Origin of the sequence: Chromobacterium sp. ATCC 53434, from assembly GCF_002848345.1 — a bacterium.
GTDB lineage: Bacteria > Pseudomonadota > Gammaproteobacteria > Burkholderiales > Chromobacteriaceae > Chromobacterium.
This window is the reverse complement of the sequence record NZ_CP025429.1, coordinates 3,348,904-3,371,929: the sequence shown is the minus strand read 5'-3', so window position 1 is coordinate 3,371,929 and position 23,026 is coordinate 3,348,904. Positions and strand designations below refer to the sequence as shown.

Here is a 23,026-nt window from a genome sequence, read left to right as displayed (position 1 = left end):
GTCTGATTACAATGATAAGGACTTTATCTATTTAAAATCGGACAGATGGCTTTGATTCAGGAAGGGCAGGTCTTCGACGCCGACGGCTTCGCCGCGCCGGTGATAGGCATCGCCGCCGACATGGGCCTGCACGATTCCGGCCGCCACAGCCATCGCCGCCACCAGCTGCTGTTCGCCGCCGCCGGCTGCGTCACCATCGAGCTGGCGGACACGCTGTGCCTGCTGCCGCCGAGCCGCGCCGCCTGGATTCCGGCCGGCACCGTCCATCGCGCGCTGATGCGCGGCGTGGTCGCCTACCGTTCGCTGTATTTTGTTGCCGATCTGCCGTTTACCGCGCCGCCCTTGCAGGTGGTGGAGGTCAATCCGCTGCTGCGCGAGGTGATAGAGCGGATGGCGTTCTGGCCGTGGGATTGGCCCGTCGAAAAGCAGGCCGGCCTGCTGGCGGTGTTCGGCGAGGAGTTGCTGGCGGCGCGGGGGGAGAACTGGCGCTTGCCGTTTCCGGTGGATGTCCGCCTGTCCTCATGGCTGGACGGGGTGCGCGGCGGCGAATTGCCGCCGCGGCTGAATCAGCTGGTGGAAAAAGTGGGGGCGAGCGAGCGCACCATCAGCCGGATCTTCATCCGCGACACCGGCATGAGCTACCAGGCCTGGCGCCAGCAGTGGCGCCTGCTGCGGGCGATGGAGCTGCTGGCCGACGGGACAAGCGCCGGCGAGACGGCGCAGCGGCTGGAGTTCGCCAGCGACAGCGCCTTCATCGCCTTTTTCCGCCAGCATACCGGCGAGACGCCGGCGCGCTACGCCCAGGCCGGGGACGGCGTTCAGTCCAGCGTGTCCAGGTAGTCGCGCGCCGGCCAGCCGGCGCTGCGCCGCCAGGGCGGGACGAAGCCGGCCGGCAGCGGGCGCGGCTCCACGGTGATGGTTTCGCGCTGGCGGCCGTCGGCCGAGCGCAGCGACACCTGCAGCGGCATCTGCCAGCGCTCGCTCCAGCGCAGCGTCTTGCCGGCCTTGTCGTAGACGGCGACGCCGGCGCCGCCGGTTTTCTTGGCGAAGCCGCGCATCTCTGCCAGGTCCACCAGCTGGCTGGCCCGCGCCCAGGAGCCGTCGAAGCCGGCGTCGCGCCATTCGCGCGGCTCGACGACGATTCTTTCCTGCTTGGCGGCGTGGATGAACTCCACTTGCAGCTTGCCCTTGGCGTCGCGCCAGACATGGCGCGGCGCGGCGGCGAAGTCCAGATGCTGGTGGCCGTCGTCATCGTGGCGGTGCGGCGCGCCGGCGTTCTGCCGTTCGCGCCAGGCGTGCCCGTCCTGGCGCACCCAGCGTTCGCTGTAGCGGACGGTTTTCTCGACGCCGTCGGCGCCCAGACTGACGGTTTCGTAGCGGACGACGGCCTGCAGGTCGGGCGGGGCGGCGAGAGCCTGCTGGGCGGTCAGGGCCAGCGCGGCGAAAAACAAGACTTTCATCGATTTCTTCCAAAGCGGAACGCGCGGCCGGGCGGCCGCGCGTCGAGGAGGATTACAGACCTAGCGCCGACTTCACCAGGCCGAATACCTTGGTGTTGTCCATCACGCCCTTGAAGCCCTTGCTGCCGGCGCCGCCGGACATCAGCATCACGTCGCCGCCGCCGTGGGTCTCGCTGGACAGGCGGATGCCGGTCTCCTGCTGGTAGTCGTCGGCGGTGGCGGTGGCCGAATCGACCGACACGCGGGTCGGCTTGCGGTTGGGGCCGTTGCCGAATACCAGCGTGGTGTAGACGGCGCCGTCGGCGTCCTTGGACGGCTGGCCGTCGGTGTAGCCGCGCGAGATGTCGTGGACCGGATTGCCGCGCTTGGAATAGCCGTTGATGGTCATCGTGTGGTCATGGTCGGCGGTGACGACCACCAGGGTGTTGTTCAGGTCCACCTTGGCCAGCGCGGTTTTGATCGCGTCGTCGAAGGCGACGGCGTCCACCAGCGCGCGCTTGGCGTTGGTGCCGTGCAGCGCGTGGTCGATGCGGCCGCCTTCCACCATCAGCACGTAGCCGTTGCCGTTCTTGGACAGCACATCTATCGCCGCCGCGGTCATCTGCGCCAGGCTGGGCTGGTCCACCTTGTTCTTGACGCGGTCCAGTTCGTATTCCAGGTGGTCCTTGCCGAAGATGCCGACGACGCGGCTGGCCGATTTGGCGTCGAAGGCGGCCAGATCGGCGCCGCTCTGCAGCACCGGATAGCCCTTGGCGGCGAATTCCTGCAACAGGTTGCGGCCGTCGGCGCGCTTGCCGCCGCTGGCCTTGGGCAGCAGGAATTTGCCGCCGCCGCCCATCAGCACGTCGAGGCCGCCGCCCAGCTTGGCGTTGTAGCCGGCGCCGCCGGGCACCGCCTGGGCGATGATGTCGGATTCGGCGTCGCGATGGCAGACGTGGGCGTAGGTGGCGGCCGGCGTCGCGTGGGTGACGCGGGTGGTGGTGACCGCGCCTATCGCCTTGCCCCTGGCCTTGGCCAGCTCCAGCAGCGTGGCGGCCGGCGCACCGTTGCCGGCGCCGCAGTTGCCGGTGCCGTCGCTGTTGGGCTCGATGGCGCGGGTGTCGGACGACATCGAGATCACCTCGTTGTTCATCTTCACGCCGGTCATATAAGCCGACATCGACGGCGCGCTGTCGGTGGTCTGCGCGTCGTTGGAGAAGGTCTTGATCCTGGCAGTGCGATCAAGCTTCTCCATAGCGAGCTTGCCGCCCTCGCCGTACTGGTAGATACGGGCAGCGGTGACGGTGGCCGGTCCCATGCCGTCGCCGAGAAAAAAGATCACGTTCTTGGCCTCGCCGGCGGCGTGGGCGGAAACGGCGGGCAGGGCGGCCAGCACGGCGGCGGCCATCAGGGTTTTCATCGCGGTTTTCATCTTATTGTTCTCCATCACAGGCCGGCGGCCTTCTTGACCAGGCCGAACACTTCTATGTTTTCCAGGAAGCCGTGGACGCTGTCGGCGCCCTGGCCGATCGCGGCGATGTAGACGTCGGTGCCGCCGTGGGTCTCGCCGCCGGCCGGCATCCGTATCGCCGCCTCCTGGTGATAGTCGTTGGCCGAGACGGCGTCGTCGGTCAGCGCGGCCGCCGCGTTGCGGTCGCCGGCGACGCGGTTTTCGCCGTTGCCGAAGCCGATGATGGAGTAGGGCATGCCGTCGGCGTCGGTCAGGTTCTTGCCGCTGACGTAGTCCTTGGCCAGGCCCAGCACGCCCGGGTTGCCCGGCGCGGTCTTGCCGGTGCGCTTGGCGTAGCCGTTCAGCACCAGCGTGTGGTCGTGGTCGGCGGTGACGACGATCAGCGTGTTCTTCAGGCCCGGGTCCTTCTGCTGCATCGCGTCTATGGCGGCCTTGATCGCCTGGTCGAAGGCCACGGTGTCCTGCAGCGCTTTCTTGGCGGTGGTTTCGTGCAAGGCGTGGTCGATGCGGCCGCCTTCCACCATCAGGAACATGCCCTGCTTGTCGGGCCGGTTGGCCAGCATGGCGATGGCCTTGGTCGTCATCTCGGCCAGGCTGGGTTCCTTGCCGGCGTCGCGGTCCAGGTCGTAGCTCATGTGGCTGGAGGTGAACAGGCCGACGGCGCGCCGGGTCTTGGCCGGATCGATGGCGCTGAAGGCGGTCTTGTCGGCGGCGTAGCCGTAGCCTTTGGCCTTCAGTTCCGCCACCAGGTCACGGCCGTCGGCGCGCTTGCCGCCCGCCGTTTTGGGCAGGAAGAACTGGCGGCCGCCGCCGAAGACCACGTCGACGCCGTCCTTCAGCGCCGCGTTGTACTGCGCGCCGCCGGGCACCAGCTGGGCGGCGATGTCGGATTCGGCGTCGCGGTGGCAGACGTGGGAATAGGTGGCGGCCGGGGTGGCGTGGGTGACGCGGGTGGTGGTGACGACGCCGGTGGCGCGGTTGCCGGCCTTGGCCAGCTCCAACAGCGTGGATACCGGCTTGCCGTTGCCGGCGCCGCAGCTGGACGTCAGGTCGGCGGTCGGCGATTTGGCCACGGTGTCGGTGGACATCGAGATCACTTCGTTGTTCATCTTGACGCCGGTCATATAGGCCGACATCGACGGCGCGCTGTCGGTGACCTGGGCGTCGTTGGAGAAGGTCTTGACGAAGCCGGACTCCGGCAGCGTGTCCATCGTCAGTTCGCCGTCCTCGCCGGCGGCGTAGATGCGGGCGGCGGTGGTGGTGGCGATGCCCATGCCGTCGCCAAGGAAGAAGATGACGTTCTTGGCGGCGGCGGGGCGGTTTTCGGCATTGTCCTGGGGCCGGCCGGCGGCGTTGCCGCCGCCGCTGCCGCAGGCCGCTAGCGACAGCGTCGCCAGCAGGGTCAGGCTGAGACTGAAGGTGCGCATTGGAATAACCTTTTTTATTTGAAAAATGCGCACAAATGATATTTTCAGCTTGTTTCTGCTAAGATACCGGAATATTAAGATTGGATGACGATGGGGTGATTCCGAGGGGAGCCTAGGATTTCCACAGATGGGCGAGGAAGGACACCCTGACCTTGGCCTCGCTGGCGTGGCAGGGGGCGGTGACCTTGAGGCCGGGCTTGCCGGTGTCGCGCAGCAGCGGCGTGCCGTACGGCGGGCCGTCGGCGCGGCGTATCGCCGCCACCAGCGGTTCGCTGGGCTTGGCGCCGGCCGAGATCACCACGCAGATCTCCTCGCTGGCCAGCCGCACGAAGCTGCCGGGCGGATAGATGCCCAGCTCCTTGATCAGCATCGTCGTGAAGGCCTGGTCGAACTCGGTGTCCTTGCGCTGGAAGATGTGGCCGAGCGCGGTGGCCGGCAACAGCGCGGAGCGATAGCGGCGTGGCAAGAGCTTGGCGCAGGTGATGTCGGCCAGGTGCAGCATGTGGGCCGGCGGCAGGATCTGCTCCCTGGGCAGCGCGAACGGGTAGCCGTTGCCCTGCCAGGACTCGTGGTGGGTCTGCACCAGCGTGTGCCACAGCTGGTCCTCGATGCCGGCTTCGCGCAGGATGGCCGAGCTCATGATCGGGTGGTCGAATATCGCCTGGCGCTGGCCGTCGTCCGGGCGGTCGGCCTGGGCGAACAGCTCGTTCTGCAGCTCGACCTGGGCGATGTTCATCGTCAGCGCCGCGCAGATCAGCGTCTCGCGGTGTTTGGGCGGCAGCGTGATGTGGCGGGTCAGTATCGACAGCAGCGCCGCCGTGTGCAGCGAGTGGGCGACGCTGTATTCGGTGAATGGCACCAGGAAGATGGAGGCGATCAGCGCGTCCCGCTGTTTTTCCGCCAGCTGGATCAGCGCCTGGGCGATCTCCATCACCTTGGCCTCGAAGCCCTGGGCGGTCAGCGCGTGGTACAGCACATTGCGCACGCGCAGTTGGAGGAAGGAGATGTCCTCGAACAGCGAATGCTTCTTGTGGTCGTTGATATTGGGCTTTTCAGCCGTCTTGGCCTCGGGCTTGGATTCGGCGAAGCCCATCTTGATCAGCTTCTGCTTCAACTCCGGCGTCAGCACGTAATGGCCGCGCTTCAGCAGCAGGCAGCCGCTCTCCGAGAAGACGTCCATCTGCAGCTCTTTGCCGATGGACAGCATCGAGGAATAGACTTTGCTTGTTTTTTTGGGTGAGTCCACAGGCATGGTGATGGCCGCTTGCGATGTCAATGTTCACGGGATGATAATCTAATGTCATCGCAAGCTGGTAGTTTTCACGCCTGGCGCGGCAGCTCGCTCCAGACCTTCTGCAACCGCTTGACCGAGACCGGATAAGGGGTTTTCAACTCCTGGGCAAACAGGCTGACCCTCAGTTCCTCCAGCATCCAGCGGAAATCCAGCACCGCCGGCGCCGCCTCTCCCTGCTCCTGCTGTTCCGCCACCCGCTGCTGCCACTGCTGCCACAACTCGCGGATTTCGGCACCGCGCTGGCCGTCGCGCTGCGGGTTGGTCGGCTGCTTGTCCATCCGCAGGCTCATCGCCTTCATGTATCGCGTCAGGTGAGGCAGCTGGCTCCATGGCGTGGCGGCCAGAAAGCCCTTGTAAATCAAGGCTTCCATTTGTTGTTTTAGCTCATGGCCGAGTTTATGCTTCTGAACTTTTTGCGTCAGCGGCACATATTCGCCGGCGATGTGCTGCAGATATTGCGACACCGCCTGGATCACCGCCGGCAGACGGGTGCGGGCGCGGGTCTTCTGATCGTTGAAGGCCTTCTCGTTGCGCGGCAGCGCGTCTTCGCCGATGAAGGCGCGGTCGCAGATGGCGGCGATGGCGTCGGCCAGCAGGTCGTCGGCATTGGCCACCGCGCGCAGCTGCAGCGCGATCTGGGTCATGCCGGGCAGGCCCTTGCCCAGCTGCTTCATCTGCTCTTTCAACTGCAACTGCAGCAGCTTCACCACGCCCTGGCGATGATGCTTTTCCGCCACGTCCCGGGTGTCGAACAGGCGGATGGCGACGCGGTCCTCCTCCAGCGTCAGCGCCGGATAGCCGGTCAGCTGCTGGCGGCCGCGGGCGAACTGTATGCTCTCCGGCAATTCGCCGAAGTCCCAGGCCTTGACGTCGTCGCGCTCGAATTCGGCGCTGGTGTCGCGGAAGGTCAGCTGCGCCGCCTGGCCGAACTGCTTCTGCAGCGCGGCCAGGTCGCGGCCCATGCCGATTTCCTGCTTGCCGTCGTCGATCACGCGGAAGTTGAACAGCATGTGCTCCGGCAATTCCTGCGTGTTGAACGCGTCGATGTCCACCTTCTGGCCACCGGTCTCGCGCAGGATGAAGCGGGCCAGCTGCGGCGCGATGGCCTGCTGCAGGTCCGGGCCGGTCAGCAGGAAGCGGGTGATGAAGTCCGGCACCGGCACGCAGCAGCGGCGGATCTGCTTGGGCAGGCCCTTGATCAGCTGCTGCAGTTTGTCGCGCAGCATGCCGGGCACCAGCCACTCGAACGATGCCGGCGTCAGGCGGTTCAGGATGGCCAGCGGCACGTCTATGGTGACGCCGTCCAACGGATGCTTGGGTTCGAAGCGGTAGCGCAGCCTGAGCTTGCCGTCCTCCAGCTCCAGCCATTCCGGAAACTGGTTTTCGGTCACGTGCTGGGCGGCGTGGCGCATCAGTTCGTCGCGGGTCAGGTGCAAGAGCTTGGGCTCGGCCTTCTCGGCCTCCTTGCGCCAGGCTTCGAAGCTGGCGGCGTCCACCACCTCGGCCGGCACGCGCTCGCTGTAGAAGGCGTACAGCGCCTCCTCGTCGACCAGCACGTCCTGGCGGCGCGCCTTGTGCTCCAGCTGCTCTACTTCGCGGATCAGCTGCTGGTTGCGCTGGAAGAACGGCGCGTTGCTGACATATTCCATATTGACCAGCGCGCCGCGGATGAACAGCTCGCGGGCCTCCTCCGGCGCGATGCGGCCGTAGCTGACCGCGCGGCGCGGGATCAGCGTCAGGCCGTACAGCGTCACGCGCTCGCTGGCCACGACTTCGCCGCGGCTCTTTTCCCAGTGCGGCTCGAAGTAGTGGTATTTGACCAGGTGCGGCGCCAGCTTCTCCACCCATTCCGGCTCTATCTTGGCGACGCAGCGGGCGTAGAGGCGGGTGGTTTCCACCAGCTCGGCCGCCACCAGCCACTTGGGCTTGGCCTTTTTCAGACCGGAGCCGGGGAAGACGTGGAAGGCGACGCCGCGCGCGCCCTGGTAGTCGTCGCCTTCCTGGTTCTTCATGCCGATATTGCCGATCAGGCCGGTCACCAGCGCCTTGTGCAGATTCTCGTAGGCGACGGCGTCCACTTGCTGGCGCTTCTTGGCCGACATCTGCGCGTCCGGCTGCTCGGCGTCGGCATGGGCCTCGTCGCGGGTGATCAGGCCCAGTTCGCCGGCGATCTCGGCCAGTTGCGCGTGCAGCTCGCGCCATTCGCGCATCCGCATATACGACAGGAAGTGGTCGTGGCAGGCGTTGATCAGCTGGCGATTGGTCTTCTTGTTCTTCAGCGCGTCGGCGAAGAAGTCCCACAGGTGCAGGAAGGACAGGAAGTCGGACTTCTCGTCGTTGAAGCGGGCCTGGGCCTTCTCGGCGGCGTCGCGGGCCTCGAACGGCCGCTCGCGCGGATCCTGTATCGACAGCGCGGCGGCGATGATCAACACTTCGCGCGCGCAGTGGTAGTCGCGGCCGGCCAACAGCAGGCGGCCGACTTTCGGATCCACCGGTATCCGCGCCAACTCCTTGCCCACCGGCGTCAGCTCGCCTGTTTCACTCACCGCGCCCAGCTCGGTCAGCACCTGGTAGCCGTCGGCGACCAGGCGGCTGGACGGCGCTTCCAGGAAGGGAAACTCGTCTACCTTGCCCAGGCGCAGCGCGGCCATGCGCAGAATGACCGCCGCCAGGTTGGAGCGGACGATTTCCGGGTCGGTGAAGGCCGGGCGGGCGTTGAAGTCGTCCTCGGCGTACAGCCGCACGCAGATGCCGGCCTCGACGCGGCCGCAACGGCCGGCGCGCTGGCGGGCGGCGGCCTGCGAGACCTTTTCCACCTGCAACTGCTCCACCTTGGCGCGCGGGCTGTAGCGGTTGATGCGCGCGAGTCCGGTGTCGATCACGTATTTGATGCCGGGCACCGTCAGCGAGGTCTCGGCCACATTGGTGGCCAGCACGATGCGGCGGCCGCCTGACGGCTTGAATATCTTCTGCTGGTCCTCGTTGGACAGCCGGGCGAACAGCGGCAGGATCTCGTAGCCGCGGATGCCGGACTTGCGCAGCTTCTCCGCCGTCTCGCGGATTTCGCGCTCGCCGGGCAGGAAGACCAGCATGTCGCCGGCGCCCTGGCGGGACAGTTCATCCGCCGCGTCGACGATGGCGTCCTCCATCTCCATCTCGCGCTCGTCCTCGTCGCGCTGCTTCAGCGGCCGGTAGCGCACTTCGACCGGGTAGGTGCGGCCGGACACTTCGATCACCGGCGCGCCGTCGAAATGGCGGGCGAAGCGGTCGGCGTCGATGGTGGCCGAGGTGATGATGATCTTCAGGTCCGGCCGGCGCGGCAGCAGCTGTTTCAGATAGCCGAGCAGGAAGTCGATGTTCAGGCTGCGTTCGTGCGCCTCGTCGATGATGATGGTGTCGTACGCTTCCAGGTAGCGGTCGGTCTGGGTTTCCGCCAGCATGATGCCGTCGGTCATCAGCTTGATCACCGATTTTTCCGACAGCTTGTCGGTGAAGCGCACCTTGAAGCCGACGTGTTCGCCTAGCTGCGAACCCAGCTCCTGCGCGATCCGCGTCGCCACCGAGCGCGCGGCCAGCCGGCGCGGCTGGGTGTGGCCGATCAGGCCGAACACGCCGCGGCCCAGCTCCAGGCAGATCTTGGGCAACTGGGTGGTTTTGCCGGAGCCGGTCTCGCCGCAGATGATCACCACCTGGTTCCGGTCTATCGCCGTCTTGATGTCGGCCAGCTTCTGGTTGACCGGCAGCGCGTCGTCGAACTGCGGCTTGGGCAGATGCGCGCGGCGCGCGTCGGCGCGGCCGCGCGAGCGCTCCACCTGGCCGGCGACGTCGGCCAGCAGCTTGTCGGCCGGCTGGTTTTTCTTCAGCCGCTCGGCGACGTCGGCGAGCTTGCGGCGCAGGACGTGGCGGTCGCGGATCAGGCAGGAGGACAGGGCGGATTTCAGGTCGGCGAGGCGGGCGGCTGGTGTCATCGGCTAAAGAACGGAGGATTGCGCAAAGCGCCGATTATAGCAGAGCGGGCGGCCTCGCCGGGCATCAGGCTTCGCCGGCGTCCCAGCGCGGGAACGGATCGTCCAGCGCTTCCCAGCCGGCGACGCCGGCCGCCATTTCGGCGTCGTCGAGCAGACAGGCGTCGAAGCCGGCGCTCAAGGCCTGGCGATCCATGCCCATGCCTATCAGCACCAGTTCCTGCTGGCGGTCGCCGAACGGTTCTTCCCAGCGCGAGCGTATCAAGGCCAGGCCGTCGGCATCGTCCGGCCACTCGGCGCGGTCCAGCGCCGCCCACCACAGGCCGGCGCAGGAATGGCGCGCCACCACGCCGGCCTGCGACCACTGGGCGGCGAACTGCGGCCGGCTGGCCAGCCAGAAATAGCCCTTGGAGCGCACCACGCCCGGCCATTCCCGCCGCATCCAGCGCCACAGCCTTTGCGGATGGAAGGGCCGCCGCGCGCGATAGACGAAGCTGTCTATGCCGTAGGCCTCGGTTTCCGGCACATGCTCGCCGCGCAGTTCCGCCAGCCAGCCCGGCGCCTCTGCGGCGGCGTCGAAATCGAAGCGGCCGGTGTCGAGCACCTTGTCCAGCGGCACGCGGCCGAAGCGGCTGTCGACGATGTCGGCGCGCGGGTTCAGCGAGCGCAGCATGCCCCGCAGCTCGGCCAGTTCGTCGGCGTCGACGAGGTCGGTCTTGTTCAGCACGATGACGTCGCAGAATTCCACCTGCTCGATCAGCAGGTCCACCACGGTGCGCTCGTCCTCGTCGCCGAGGCCGGCCTGGCGGTCGATCAGGCTGTCGCGAGAGCGGTAGTCGCGCAGGAAGTTGCGCGCGTCCACCACCGTCACCATGGTGTCCAGCCGCGCCAGATCGGCCAGGCTGCGGCCTTCGTCGTCCCGGAAGGTGAAGGTCTCCGCCACCGGCAGCGGCTCGGACACGCCGGTCGATTCGATCAGCAGATAGTCGAAACGGCCCTCGGCCGCCAGCCGGCGTATCTCCAGCAACAGGTCCTCGCGCAGCGTGCAGCAGATGCAGCCGTTGCTCATCTCCACCAGCTTCTCCTCGGCGCGCGACAGCCGGGCGCCGCCTTCGCGCACCAGCCGGGCGTCGATATTGACCTCGGACATGTCGTTGACGATCACCGCGACCCGCCGGCCTTCGCGGTTGGCCAGGATGTGGTTCAGCAGCGTGGTCTTGCCGGCGCCGAGAAAGCCGGACAGCACCGTTACCGGCAGCTTGTTCATGTTTTGACTCCTTGTTTGCGGGGGAGGGGCTTAGAACCTGTTCACGATCTTTTTTCAAGCAGCGCAGCCCAGCCCGACAACGCGGCAGATGGCCGTCTGGCTGGGCTGCCCTTTGGGGCCGTTTTCTGCTGGCGCATGGCTTTGTCAAACGCCCCTTGCAGTGAACGACACTGCGGCGGGCTGTTTTTCGCGCCCTGCATCCGGCAGGAAATGGCCGCTGTCGCAAAAAGATCGTGAACAGGTTCTTAGCGCACGGCGTCCAGCGCCAGCAGCACACGGGGCTCGCCTGCCCTGGGGACCGGCGAGCGATGAATCACGCCGCTGTCGGCGCCGGGCCATTCGGCGCCCTTCAGCAGCAGAACCGAGAACGGCGGCGCCCGGCCGATGGCGGCGGCGTCGCGTATCAGGCCCGACTGCGCGTCGGACAGGCCCCGCGCGCCGGCGCTCAGCCGGACGCGGTCGGCGGCGGCGTCGGGCAGCCATTCGGTGCCGGGACCCTGGTAGCAGCACAAGAGGCGCAGGCCGATCCGGTCGACGTGGAAGCGCGGGCACATCGCGCCGTTCAGCACTTCCAGCCGCGCGCCGACGCGGTCGCAGCCGGTCAGCGTGGCGTACAGATCGCACAGCCAGGCGATGTCGGCGTAGAGCGCCTCGCGGCCGGGCAGGTCGGCCAGCGGCGCGTCGATGGCCTCGCCGGGCGTCAGCACGCGCCGCCAGCCCAGGCCGGGCAGGCCGTCGCGTCCGGCGCGGCGCAGATAGCCGGCGATGTCGGCGATCGGCGGGCGGCGGTACAGGCAGAGCTCGACGCCGGCGTCGAAGATGGCGGCGAGATCGGCCAGATTGTCGGAAAGGCGGGCGCTTGCGTATCGGTTGGCGGCGGCGGTCATTTCGGTTGGATCATGGCAATTTTGAGATGTTATATCATTACATAAAATATTGAGCAAGTTATAACATAACATTTATCGCGCCAAAGATTCAGAGTAGGCGGCGGGGCATGGTTAGCGGGCGTCCAGCGCCTCCCTGAGCCGCCGCGCCAAGATCGGCGCTTGTTCGGCCGGCACATTGGCGAAACCCAGCAACAGCGCCGGACGGTGGCCGCCTTCCAGGCAGAACGAAGACAGCGGCTGGCCCGCCAGCCCGCGGGCGTTCAGCCGCGCCGCCGCGGCACGGTCGTCGTCGCCGTCGGGCAGCCAGGCGGTCAATTGCAGGCCGACGAGCTGGCCGTCCAGCCGCAGCCGCTCGCCGCATTCGGCCTGCAGCGCGGCGGCCAGCGCGGCGCGGCGCCCGGCGTACAGCGCGCGCATGCGCTTGATGTGGCGGGCGAAGTGGCCCTGGCTGAGAAAGTCCGCCGCCGTCGCCTGGTCCAGTATCGACGGCGCGGGACAGAGCAGATCGCAGGCCTGGGCCAGGCGCGAGGACTCGCTGGGCGGCGCCACCAGATAGCCGAGCCGCAGGCCGGGAAACAGGGTCTTGCTGAAACTGCCGACGTAGAGCACGCGGCCGGCGCGGTCCAGGCTCCTCAGCGCCGGCAGCGGCGGGCCGTCATAGCGGAATTCGCCGTCGTAGTCGTCTTCGACTATCCAGGCCTGGTTCCGCTCGGCCCAGTCCAGCAGCTCCAGCCGGCGCGGCAGCGACAGCGCGACGCCCAGCGGCGCGTGGTGCGACGGCGTGCAGTAGGCCATGCGCGCGTCGGGGGCGCGGCGCATCGCCTCGTCGACACGCAGTCCGTTGTGGTCCACCGGCGCCGGCGTGAGCCGGGCGCCGGCCAGCCTCAGCGCGCCGCTGGCGCGAAAATAGCCCGGGTCTTCCATCCAGACCGGGTCGCCGGGGCGCAGCATCGTCCGGATCGCCAGTGCCAGCGCGCCCTGGAATCCGCTGGTGATGAAGACCTGGTCGGCGGCGCAATGGATGCCGCGAAACAGCGCCAGGTGGCGGACGATGGCTTCGCGCAGCGGCCGATGGCCGGCCGGATCGGGGTAGCCCAGCCCCGACAGCGACAGCGCCCTGGCGCGGTGGCCGGCTAGCCGCGCCCACAGCTTGCGCGGGAAGGCGTCCAGCGCCGGCAGGCCGAGCTGGAATGGCCGCGGCGGGGCCGGTTCGGACGGGGCCGCGCTGGTTGGCCGGATACCGGCGGCCGAGGCGTGGCCGGCCCGCGGGCTGACCAGGCGGGACGCCAGCTCGGGATGGACCACGGTGCCGGCGGCGGCGCGGCTGAGCAGAAAGCCCTCGGCCAGCAATTGGCCGTAAGCCTGGTCGACGGTGCCCCGTGAAATGCCAAGGTCGGCCGCCAGCACCCGCGTGGCCGGCAGGCGGACGCCGGGCGGCAGCTGGCCGGCCAGAATGGCCTCGCGGATGCGCAGATAGAGCTGGCGATGCAGTGGCGGCGCGTGTCCGCGCAGCAAGGGGAACTGGAGGGCGGCGGGAATCATGGCCTATTGGTTTTGACGATTTTTGGCACTCATCATTATACCATTCCACCGCTATCTTGCCGGGAAGCCCACGACAAGGAATGGCCATGAGTCATCAAGACGCCGCATCCCGCGCCCGAACCTTCCGCCGCCTGCATCAGACCGGGCGGCTGCTGCTGCTGCCCAATGCCTGGGACGCGTTGAGCGCCCGCGTGTTCGAGCAGGCTGGCTTTGAAGCGTTGGCCACCAGCAGTGCCGCCGTCGCGTGGTCGCTGGGCTACCGCGATGGCGGCGAGCTGCCGCGCGAGGAGCTGGTGGCCGCCGTCGCCCGCATCGCCAGGGTGCTGCAGGCGCCGCTGAGCGTCGATCTGGAGGACGGCTTCGGCGACAGTCCGGAGGCTGTGGCGGACACCGTCGCCGCGGTGATCCGGGCCGGCGCGGCCGGCATCAATCTGGAAGACGGCCGCCGCGACGCCGCGGGCCGCTTTTGCTTGCGCGGCGCCGACGAGATGCGCGAGCGCCTGCAGGCCGCCCGCGCCGCCGCCGACGCGCTGGACGCGCCCATCTTCATCAATGCCCGCACCGATCTGTTCCTGCACGGCGAAGGCCCGGCCGAGGCCCGTTTCGACGAGACGCTGGCGCGGGCCCGGCTGTATCTGGACGGCGGCGCCGACGGCGTCTTCCCGATAGGGCTGTCCGATCCGGCGCTGCTGGCGCGGCTTTGCGACGCGGTGGCGGCGCCGGTCAATGTCGCCGCGATGGCCGGCCTACCCGGTCTGGCCGAATTGTCCGCGCTCGGCGTCGCGCGCGTCAGCACCGCCATCGGTCCGGCGCTGGTGGCGATGCAGGCGCTGAGCCGGACGGCGGCGGCGCTGCGGGACGACGGCGACTTGTCGGCCTTGAGAACCCCTTTGTCGTATGCCGACGCCCAGGCGCTGTTCGCGCCGCGCGGCTGACGCGAAATTTCCCCAAACCATTTCAGGAGCACCACCGATGTCCCGTTTCATCGACTATACGAAAATCGCGCCGCAAGGCTACCAGGCCCAGGCGGCGCTGGAGCGCCACATCCGCGGCTGCGGCATCGACCACGCCTTGCTGGAGCTGGTGAAGACCCGCGTGTCGCAGCTGAACGGCTGCGCGTTCTGCATAGACATGCACAGCAAGGACGCGCGCGCCGCCGGCGAGTCCGAGCAGCGGCTGTATCTGCTGTCGGCCTGGCGCGAGGCGCCGTGCTACACCGAGCGCGAGCGCGCCGCGCTGGCCTGGGCCGAGGCGTTGACGCTGGTGGCCGCGCGGCATCCGGACGAGGCGCTGCGCGCCGAGCTGGCGCGCTACTTCGACGACAAGGAGATCGTCGATCTAAGCTGGGCCATCGTCGCGATCAACGGCTGGAACCGCGTTTCCATCGGCTGCAACACGCCGGCCGGCGGGTATCAGCCGGGCCAGTACGCGCTGTAAGCCCTGATCCATTCCATGGGAGCTTTGATGCAGAACGCAGACAACGCGGGCCGTTCGGCCCTGACGCTGAGCAACCCGGCCGGACTGTACGATCCGGCGCCTAAGAGCCTGTTTACGGTCTTCTTGTGAGCAGCGCAGCCCAGCCAGCAGGCCAGATGCAAGGCGGAGGGTGCAGGCCTTGGCACTCCAAGGCCTAGCCTGACAACGCCGCAGATGGCCTGCTGGCTGGACTGCCCTTCGGGGCCGTTTTCTGCCGGCGCATGGCTTTGTCAAACGTCCCTTGCAGTGAACGACACTGCGGCGGGTCGTTTTTCGCGCCCTGCATCCGACAGAAAACGGCCGCTGCCGCAAAAAGATCGTAAACAGGCTCTAACGGCTATTCCCATCTGGGCGTGGTCGCGCCCGGCAGCCGGCTGGTCTTCGTCGCCGGACAGGGCGGAGAGACCGAGGACGGCCGCTTGCCGCCGGACTTCTCCGGCCAGGCGCGGCAGGCGCTGGCCAATCTGTGCGTCGCGCTGGCCGCCGCCGGCGCAGAACCGGCGGATGTCGTCAAGTTGACGGTATTGATCGTCGATCACGACGAGACGAGGCTGCGGGTGTTGGGCGAGGCGCTGGACCGGGTGTGGGGCGCGGCGATGAAGCCGACCTGCACGCTGATACCGGTGCCGAGACTGGCGCTGGACGGCATGCTGTTCGAGGTGGAGGCGCTGGCGGCGCTGCCGGCCTGAGCGGCGAGAAGGCCGGTCCGCTTTCGCGGCCGGCCGTGCCGTTTTCACAAGAACGAGCAGGACGGGCCCACGCCGGCGCTCAGCGCCAGGCGGGTTCGCGGCCGGCGCCGGAGGGCGCGGCTTCCTGCCGGCCGACCGCCTGGTGCAGCTTGTCCATCTGCTCGTCCAGCCGGCGCACCGCCTCGGCGATGTTGTGGGTCTCGCCGGACAGGCTGCGGCTGGATTCGCCGACGGCGACGATGTCGCCGGCGAACTGGGAGAAGCCCTGGTTCTGGCTGGCCTCGGCCTGGGACACCTGCTGCAGCAGGCCGGCCAGTTCGCCGGCGCCGTCTATGATGCCGGACAGCTTGAGCTGGGCTTCCTTGGCGTGCCCACGGCCGGCCTGCATCTGCTGATTGCCGTCGCGCATCGCCACCAGCGCCTGGTTGGTGCCGTCGACGATGACGCGGATCTTGCTCTCGATGTCCTTGGTGGCGTTCTGCGTGCGTTCGGCCAGTTTTCTGACTTCGTCCGCCACCACGGCGAAGCCGCGGCCGGTTTCGCCGGCGCGGGCCGCCTCGATCGCGGCGTTCAAGGCCAAGAGATTGGTCTGGTCGGCGATGTCGCGGATCAGCTGCACGATGCCGCTGACCTCGGCGCTGCGCTGGCCCAGCTCCTCCAGCCTATCCGAGGCGTGGCCTATCACCTCGCCGGCGCGGCCCAGCTGGTCCACCGCCTGCTTCATCGCCTTGCCGCCCTCGCGAGCGGCCTCACCGGAATTCTGCGCCAGCTGCGTGGCGCTGGTCGATTGCTCGGCGTTCTGGCTGGTGACGACGGCCATCTGCTGGGCGACGACGACCATGTCCTCGGAGCGCTCGCGCTGCTCGGCCATCGTGCGCGCGATGCTGCCGGTGCTGTCGGCGATCTGGCGGCTGGCGCCGGAGGCGTCGCGTATCGAGTGGCCGATCTGTTCCATCATCCGCGCCAGCGCCTCGCCGGCGCGCTCGGCCTCGGCGCGGGCGGTCTCCAGTTTCTCGAAGCTCTTGCTCTTGGCCTTGTCGAAGGCCAGCGCCAGCACCAGCACCACCAGCGACAGGCCGGCCAGCGACTTGGCCTGCAGCTTGGGCAGCTCCTCGTGGGGCAGCGGGCTCTTGGGCAGGGCGTCGATGCCGGACAGCCACATGATGACGCCGACGGCGGCCAGCGACATCGCCAGCCAGAACATGCCGGAGCGGCGGGTGGCGATGAAGACGGCGGTGAACGGGATGGCGGCGAACCACATCAGGCTGGTCGACAGGATGCCGCCGTTGACGAACACCATCCAGCACACCATCGCGTACATGCAACTGGTGGTGAATTCCGCGGTGAAGCGCACCGCGCCGCTGAGCCTGAGCAGCAGCGGCCCGCACAGCAGGCCGAGGCCGCCCAGCGCGATGCCCTCGGCCATCGGGTAGTGGCCCAGCATCAGGTATTCGACGGCGAACAGCGGCGCCATCAGGCCGGCGAGCAGGCCGACGCCGACGACGGTGCGGGCGCGTATCGCCTGCTCCGGAATCTGCCTGACGGCGTCCGGGATGAACCATTCTGTGATGGCCTGTATCGACATGGATTCCCCTCCAAGGATGTTCCGAATTGAAGCGCCCTGATTTGTAAGGTTTTATTGAGCGGGCGAGCCGGATGGGACTTTAAAACAAATGTTTGATCGTAGGCAATATGTCGTTCGGGTCGAGTGTCGCGCCGCTGCCGTTTTCACGGCCCGGTTTCCGTGCCGTTTGAGCGGGGAGGGCGCTCCGCGGCCGCCTTGGCTGCCGGCCTGACCTTCTCGGACCGGTTTTGCGCGCGTCGGAACGATGGAGAGGAGGACCCTCGGCGACGCCCGCATCCCATTCAGGAGACATCCATGCAAGACAACGTCCCGAATTTTCTGGCCGGCCCGGCCACCTTCATCGTTCCCAATCCGATCACGCTGGCGCAGATCGCCCAGAGCATGCCCGGCGGCGCGTTGCCGGCCGTCAACAATCTGCGCACCCGCTTCACGCTGACGACCGATACCGGCACCGGCGGCCTGCCCTTGCCCGGCGCCTTGCCCAAGCTGAGGATGCAGCCCGTCGGCGGGCCGCCGACGGTGACGCTGCCGCCGCCCGGCGGCGTGGTAACGACGATAGACGCGCAGTACTGCCATGCCAGCGCCGGCGGCACCGCGCTGGCGGCGCTGCCTTTCTGCGACATTCCCGTCGCGCCCGGCCCCGCCGACGCGCGCACGCTGTTCACCACCGGCATGAACGGCTGCTCGCTGATGGTGCTGAGCGCGGTGCCGGTCGGGGCGCCGGCGCTGGCGGCGGGCCATCTGCGCGTGGTCCACGACCACGACCACCGCAGCCTGGCCACCTGGGCCGCCGCCGGCTACACGGTCCGTTTCGCCGCCTACGCCGACGGGGGGACCGGCGCCGGCGCCCCGCCGGGAGGCTGGCCGGTCCCGGCCCTGGTGGCCGATTACAATCCGCACAACTATCCGTGGGGCATGCCGGTGCCGGGGCAGGCGGTGCCGGGCGCGCGGGTGGTCACCAATTTCCTGTACTGGACCGGCGCCAACTGGACGTTCAATAGCCGCCACTACGTCGACTTCGGCGGGACGCCGTACGATATCGACGTGCCGGCGGGGGGAGGCGCGACCAGCACGCAGACGATGAATATCTAGCAATGAAAATCTATGGTCAGCCCGAGTTTTGCAACCCCAGAATACTGAGCGATACTGACAAGGTAGGCTTGCTCTAATCTATCCGGACTCTTGGTGGGCATACTCGCCCGGTCCATGATGTGAGTCGCACCCGACGGACCTTAAAACGCCCACAGTCTCACAGACTGTTTTTCATTCCAGGTTCGTCGTCGGGCCTTAGGCCGTTTGTCGTCATCAGCGTCTGTCGTCGCAAAAGCAGGCTTGCTCCTACCGCCGGGTCACATCCCGGCGGTTTTTACTTCCCCGTCTCCGGATAGGGGCGGTACTCGCCACCGTGCGCCAGGATCGCCCACACCACCCGTGCCAGTTTGTTCGCCACCGCACACGCCACCACATTGCCATGCCGGCGCAACATCAGCTTCGCCGTCCACTCCGCCATCGCACTGTGCCAGCGTCTGGCACTCATCATGATCACATGCGCGCATTGCACCAATAAGCGGCGCAACGCTTTATCGCCTCGTTTGCTGATGCCCAGCAACGTCGATTTGCCGCCAGTCGAATGCTGCCGCGGCACCAAGCCCAACGAAGCCGCGAAGTCGCGGGCGCAATGATAGCCCTTGGCCTGGCCGGCATCGGCAGCCAGCTGGCTGGCCGTGATCGGGCCGATGCCCGGTACCGTCATCAGCCGCCGCGCCACGTCGTCCTGTTTCGCCAGTACCGTGATCTGGCGGTCCCAATCATCGATTTGTTGCTGCAACTGATCATGGTGCGACAGCTGGGCCTCCAGTACCCGCCAGGCAATCGGCGGTAGCGCAACCTCGCGCTCCCGCAGCAGCAGACGCGCCTGTTGCAGACCCTGCGCCCCCTGAGGCAGCGCGATGCCGAACTCCAGCAGTAAGGCATGGATCTGGTTGCCCGTCTGCACGCGTTCACCGATTCGCGCCTCGCGCAGCCGGTGCAGCGCCGCCAGCGCCTGCTGTTCCGGCGACTTGGCGGCGACATAGCGCATGGTGGGGCGGGAAGCGGCTTCACAGATGGCTTGGGCATCGAGGAAATCGTTCTTATTGCCCTGAACGAAGAGACGGACGTACTGCGGAGCAATCAATTGCACGGTATGGCCGAAGCCGGCCAGTTTGCGCGCCAGCCAATGGGCGCCACAGCAAGCTTCCATCACGATGCGGCAGGCGGAGTGACGAGCGAGAAAGTCGATCAGCGCGTGACGGCCGAATTGGCGCTTGAGCAACACATGGCCCTTGGTGTCGTGCGCGACGAGGTGGAAATGGTGTTTGCCGATATCGATGCCGATGAGGGTGACGGTTGCCATGATGGTCTCCTGTATCGAAAGAAAAACAGCCCTGCCAGCTTACGCCTGCAGGGCTGTTGAATCAGGCTGACCATCACATTACGGCCCTTGCGGGCCGTTTGTTCAGCTGGCTTGGCTTCAAGCCTGGTTTTGCTGTTCCGCCTGCAGCGCGGTCAGCGCGATGGTGTAGACGATGTCGTCGACCAGCGCGCCGCGCGACAGATCGTTCACCGGCTTGCGCAGGCCTTGCAGCATCGGTCCCACCGACACCACGTTGGCGGAACGCTGCACCGCCTTGTAGGTGGTGTTGCCGGTGTTCAGGTCCGGGAACACGAACACGGTGGCGCGGCCCGCCACCTGGCTGTCCGGCGCCTTCTGGCGGCCGACCGACTCCACCGAGGCGGCGTCGTACTGCATCGGGCCGTCTATCAGCAGGTCCGGACGCTTTTCCTGGGCGATGCGGGTGGCTTCGCGCACCTTCTCCACGTCGCTGCCGCTGCCGGACGAGCCGGTGGAGTAGGAGATCATCGCCACGCGAGGGGTGATGCCGAAGGCGACGGCCGAATCGGCGGACTGGATCGCGATGTCGGCCAGCTGTTCGGCGCTCGGGTCCGGGTTCACCGCGCAGTCGCCGTAGACATATACCTGTTCCGGCATCAGCATGAAGAACACCGACGACACGATGCTGGAACCCGGCGCGGTCTTGATCAGCTGCAGCGCCGGACGGATGGTGTTGGCGGTGGTGTGCACGGCGCCGGACACCAGGCCGTCCACCTCGTTCAGCGCCAGCATCATGGTGCCCAGCACCACGGTGTCTTCCAGCTGGGCCAGCGCCATCGGCGCGTTCAGGCCCTTGCCCTTGCGCAGGTCCACCATCGGATCGACGTAGCGGCCGCGGATTTCGTTCGGATCGAGAATCTCGACCGATTCCGGCAGCGTCACGCCCTGGGCTTCGGCCACTTGCAGGATTTCGGAGCGGTTGCCCAAGAGCACGCAACGGGCGATGCCTTTTTCCTGGCAGATGGCGGCGGCTTGTATGGTGCGCGGCTCGTTGCCTTCCGGCAGCACGATGCGCTTGTTGGCCTTGCGGGCCTTTTCCATCAGCTGGAAGCGGAAGGCCGGCGGCGGCAGGCGGATCTCGCGCGGCTCGCCGACGCTTTCCTTCAGCGTGGAGACGTCCAGATATTCGGCGACGTGCTCGATCACCTTTTCCATCCGCTCCAGATCGTCGGACGGAACCTGCGGGCTCATCGCGTTCAGCGCGCTGGCGGTTTCCATCGTGTTCATCGCGGTGGCCAGCACCGGCAGGCCGCCGGTGAAGGCCTGGTGGCACAGCTGCTGGATGCGCGGATCCGGCTCGGAGTCGCAGGTCAGCAGCAGGCCGGCCAGCGGCACGCCGTTCATCGCCGCCATCGAGGTGGCCATCACCACGTCCTCGCGCTCGCCCGGCGCGATGATCAGCGCGCCCGGCTTCAGCAGATTGACGATGTTGGGCGCGGTACGGGCGGTCACCACCATGGTGCGCACGCGGCGGCTGGCCTGGCGGCCTGCGTGCAGCACGCGGGCGTCCAGGTGGCGGGCCACGTCCAGCGTCCGCGGCGCCAGCAGCTCGGGCTGGTGCGGAATCACGCCCAACAATGGCAGGCCGGCCTTTTTCAGGCTGCCGCTGTTCTGGATGTCGGCGGCCAGTTGCTGGCGATCGACGTCGGGCGCGACGTGGTTGAGGATGTAGCCGGCGACGCCCTGGGCGCCGAAGGCCTGGATGTTCATTTCCAGCTGTTCGGCGATCTCGGTGGCGCCGTGGCCGGCGGCGGAGCCGACCAGCACCGTCTGTGCCTGCAGATTACGGGCGATCTTGGTGTTCAGGAAGGTGGAGAACACCTGCTTCTGGTCCGGCACCAGGCCTTCGACGATGACGGCGTCGACATTCTGGGCGACCTGCTGGAACAGGCTGACCACTTCTTCCATCAGCTGGTCCACCTGGCCTTGCGACAGCAGGCGCTCGACGCGCTCCATGCTGATGGGCTGCGGCGCGTTCAGCCGGCAGATGGCGTGGGCGAAGTGGGTCGAGCGTTCGCTTTCGCCGTCCTGGGTGCCCTGGGCGATCGGCTTGACGAAGCCGACGCGCAGTCCTGCCTGCTCGAGCGAACGGATGGCGCCGAGCGAAACCGAGGTCAGGCCGGAGTTGAAACCGGTCGGGGCGAGGAAAAACGTTTGCATGGCGTCCTCTCCTCAGCCGGCCAGGCCGGCAAGCTTGGCGGTGTCCATGGCGATCATCAGTTCTTCGTTGGTGTTGATCACCAGCGCCGGCACCGAGCCGGCGGCGGTGATGCGGCCGGCCTTGCCGCGGATGCAGTCCTCGTTGGCGGCCGCGTCTAGCGTCAGGCCCAGGAAGCCCAGCTGATTGATCACTTCGGCGCGCAGGAAGGACGAGTTCTCGCCGATGCCGCCGGTGAACACCACGGCGTCCAGGCGGCCGGCGCCGACGCTCATCGACGCGACGTACTTGGCCAGACGGTAGGCGAACACTTCCAGCGCGCGCTTGGCGCCTTCGTGGCCGTTGGACGCGGCTTCTTCCAGCTCGCGGCAGTCGTTGGACAGCTCGGACAGGCCCAAGAGGCCGGATTCCTTGTTCAGCATATTGGTGATGGACTGAATGTCCATGCCGCGCTCGGTGGCCAGGTAGCCGAACACGCTGGGGTCGATGTCGCCGGAGCGGGTGCCCATCACCAGGCCCTCCAGCGGGGTCAGGCCCATCGAGGTGTCGGCGCATTGGCCGTTGCGGATGGCGGCGATGGACGCGCCGTTGCCCAGGTGGGCGATCACCAGGCTGGTTTCATCGGCCGGCTTGCCCAGCATCTTGGCGGCTTCCTCGGCGACGAAGCGGTAGCTGGTGCCGTGCATGCCGTAGCGACGCAGGCTGTTCTCGCGGTACAGCTTCATCGGCACCGCGTACAGATAGGCCTTTTCCGGCATGGTCTGGTGGAAGGAGGTATCGAACACGGCCACTTGCGGCAGGCTCGGGAATTCCTTGATCGCGGTGCGGATGCCGAGGATGTGGGCCGGATTGTGCAGCGGCGCCAGCTTGATGCAGCGCTCGATCTCGTCGATCGCGACATCGTCGAGCAACGCCGATTGCTTGAAGTGCTCGCCGCCGTGGACCACGCGGTGGCCGATGGCCTTGACGCTGTCCAGCAGCGAAACCTGCTGCAGTTTCTCGATGATGGCGTGCATGGCGGCGGCGTGGTCCGGGGCCGACAGCAGGGCGGTCTCTTTGCCGCCGTCGTGCTTGAAGGTGATGCAGGCGTCGGCCAGGCCCAGCTTCTCTGCCAGGCCGGTCATGATCGCTTCATGGCTGGCGCTGTCGATCAGCGCGAATTTCAGGGAAGAGCTGCCGCAATTGATGACGAGGATGCTGGAATTCATAGCTTTGAACATGTAATTTGAAAAAAAAGGACTAAATCGATGAAAAAATTCACTGCGATGCGCTTGAGGCCAATTTGCTGCCCGGGCGACACCCGGTGATAGGGGGTGGCGCGGCGGGGGCCTTCTTACCGTGTGGTAGCGCATGGCGGCCGGTTTGACCAGCCTGTCGTCGCATCGGACAGCC

General features: G+C 67.3%; 16 protein-coding genes and 1 pseudogene. 5 read left to right on the top strand and 12 right to left on the bottom strand.

Going from position 1 to position 23,026, the window contains the following annotated elements:
• Positions 1 to 45 precede the first annotated feature (45 nt).
• Complete coding sequence (locus CXB49_RS14965) at positions 46 to 840, top strand: helix-turn-helix transcriptional regulator (RefSeq protein WP_101709147.1); 795 nt, start codon at positions 46 to 48, stop codon at positions 838 to 840.
• Here the strand turns inward: CXB49_RS14965 and CXB49_RS14960 are convergent.
• From CXB49_RS14960 to CXB49_RS14925, 8 genes are all read right to left on the bottom strand, one after another.
• The gene (locus CXB49_RS14960) at positions 819 to 1,460 is read right to left on the bottom strand and encodes a hypothetical protein (protein WP_101709146.1); all 642 of its coding nucleotides are present in this window, start codon (positions 1,458 to 1,460) and stop codon (positions 819 to 821) included. The genes CXB49_RS14965 and CXB49_RS14960 overlap by 22 nt on opposite strands.
• Positions 1,461 to 1,512: 52 nt before the next feature.
• Positions 1,513 to 2,859, bottom strand: coding sequence for an alkaline phosphatase (locus tag CXB49_RS14955; protein ID WP_233492818.1), 1,347 nt, complete (start codon positions 2,857 to 2,859; stop codon positions 1,513 to 1,515).
• 26 nt (positions 2,860 to 2,885) lie between these two features.
• The gene (locus CXB49_RS14950; protein WP_101709144.1) at positions 2,886 to 4,337 is read right to left on the bottom strand and encodes an alkaline phosphatase; all 1,452 of its coding nucleotides are present in this window, start codon (positions 4,335 to 4,337) and stop codon (positions 2,886 to 2,888) included.
• Between the two features lie 112 nt (positions 4,338 to 4,449).
• On the bottom strand, positions 4,450 to 5,544 hold the full coding sequence (locus CXB49_RS14945) for an HD-GYP domain-containing protein (protein ID WP_158300883.1): 1,095 nt from the start codon (positions 5,542 to 5,544) through the stop codon (positions 4,450 to 4,452).
• Positions 5,545 to 5,657: 113 nt separating this feature from the next.
• Positions 5,658 to 9,599, bottom strand: a complete 3,942-nt coding sequence (gene hrpA / locus CXB49_RS14940) for an ATP-dependent RNA helicase HrpA (protein WP_101709142.1) — start codon at positions 9,597 to 9,599, stop codon at positions 5,658 to 5,660.
• 64 nt (positions 9,600 to 9,663) lie between these two features.
• Complete coding sequence (zigA, locus tag CXB49_RS14935; RefSeq protein ID WP_101709141.1) at positions 9,664 to 10,863, bottom strand: zinc metallochaperone GTPase ZigA; 1,200 nt, start codon at positions 10,861 to 10,863, stop codon at positions 9,664 to 9,666.
• Positions 10,864 to 11,108: 245 nt separating this feature from the next.
• Entirely contained in the window at positions 11,109 to 11,750 is a 642-nt protein-coding gene (locus CXB49_RS14930; protein WP_101709140.1) for a DUF1826 domain-containing protein, read from the bottom strand.
• A gap of 111 nt (positions 11,751 to 11,861) precedes the next feature.
• The gene (locus tag CXB49_RS14925) at positions 11,862 to 13,292 is read right to left on the bottom strand and encodes a PLP-dependent aminotransferase family protein (RefSeq protein WP_101709139.1); all 1,431 of its coding nucleotides are present in this window, start codon (positions 13,290 to 13,292) and stop codon (positions 11,862 to 11,864) included.
• A gap of 86 nt (positions 13,293 to 13,378) precedes the next feature.
• Here CXB49_RS14925 and CXB49_RS14920 point away from each other — a divergent pair, with 86 nt between their 5' ends.
• The 3 genes and pseudogenes from CXB49_RS14920 to CXB49_RS14910 form a co-directional block, all read left to right on the top strand.
• Positions 13,379 to 14,227 (top strand): isocitrate lyase/phosphoenolpyruvate mutase family protein, encoded by an 849-nt coding sequence (locus CXB49_RS14920; RefSeq protein ID WP_199406700.1) that lies wholly within the window; start codon positions 13,379 to 13,381, stop codon positions 14,225 to 14,227.
• 37 nt (positions 14,228 to 14,264) lie between these two features.
• A complete protein-coding gene (locus CXB49_RS14915) occupies positions 14,265 to 14,729 on the top strand; it encodes a carboxymuconolactone decarboxylase family protein (RefSeq protein ID WP_101709137.1) in 465 nt (154 codons plus the stop codon).
• A gap of 383 nt (positions 14,730 to 15,112) precedes the next feature.
• A pseudogene (locus CXB49_RS14910) lies at positions 15,113 to 15,457 on the top strand (RidA family protein); the annotation flags it as partial.
• 79 nt (positions 15,458 to 15,536) lie between these two features.
• Here CXB49_RS14910 and CXB49_RS14905 read toward each other — a convergent pair.
• Positions 15,537 to 17,042, bottom strand: a complete 1,506-nt coding sequence (locus tag CXB49_RS14905; protein WP_233492817.1) for a methyl-accepting chemotaxis protein — start codon at positions 17,040 to 17,042, stop codon at positions 15,537 to 15,539.
• Positions 17,043 to 17,336: 294 nt separating this feature from the next.
• On the opposite strand from CXB49_RS14905, the gene CXB49_RS14900 reads away from it, so the two are divergent.
• Entirely contained in the window at positions 17,337 to 18,134 is a 798-nt protein-coding gene (locus CXB49_RS14900; protein ID WP_101709135.1) for a hypothetical protein, read from the top strand.
• Between the two features lie 274 nt (positions 18,135 to 18,408).
• Here the strand turns inward: CXB49_RS14900 and CXB49_RS14895 are convergent, their stop codons facing one another.
• The 3 genes from CXB49_RS14895 to CXB49_RS14885 all read right to left on the bottom strand — a co-directional run bounded on the left by CXB49_RS14895 (position 18,409) and on the right by CXB49_RS14885 (position 22,842).
• Complete coding sequence (locus CXB49_RS14895; protein ID WP_101709134.1) at positions 18,409 to 19,437, bottom strand: IS110 family transposase; 1,029 nt, start codon at positions 19,435 to 19,437, stop codon at positions 18,409 to 18,411.
• A 117-nt stretch (positions 19,438 to 19,554) separates the two neighbouring features.
• Positions 19,555 to 21,636, bottom strand: a complete 2,082-nt coding sequence (pta, locus tag CXB49_RS14890; protein ID WP_101709133.1) for a phosphate acetyltransferase — start codon at positions 21,634 to 21,636, stop codon at positions 19,555 to 19,557.
• A gap of 12 nt (positions 21,637 to 21,648) precedes the next feature.
• Entirely contained in the window at positions 21,649 to 22,842 is a 1,194-nt protein-coding gene (locus CXB49_RS14885; protein ID WP_101709132.1) for an acetate kinase, read from the bottom strand.
• Positions 22,843 to 23,026: the final 184 nt, after the last annotated feature.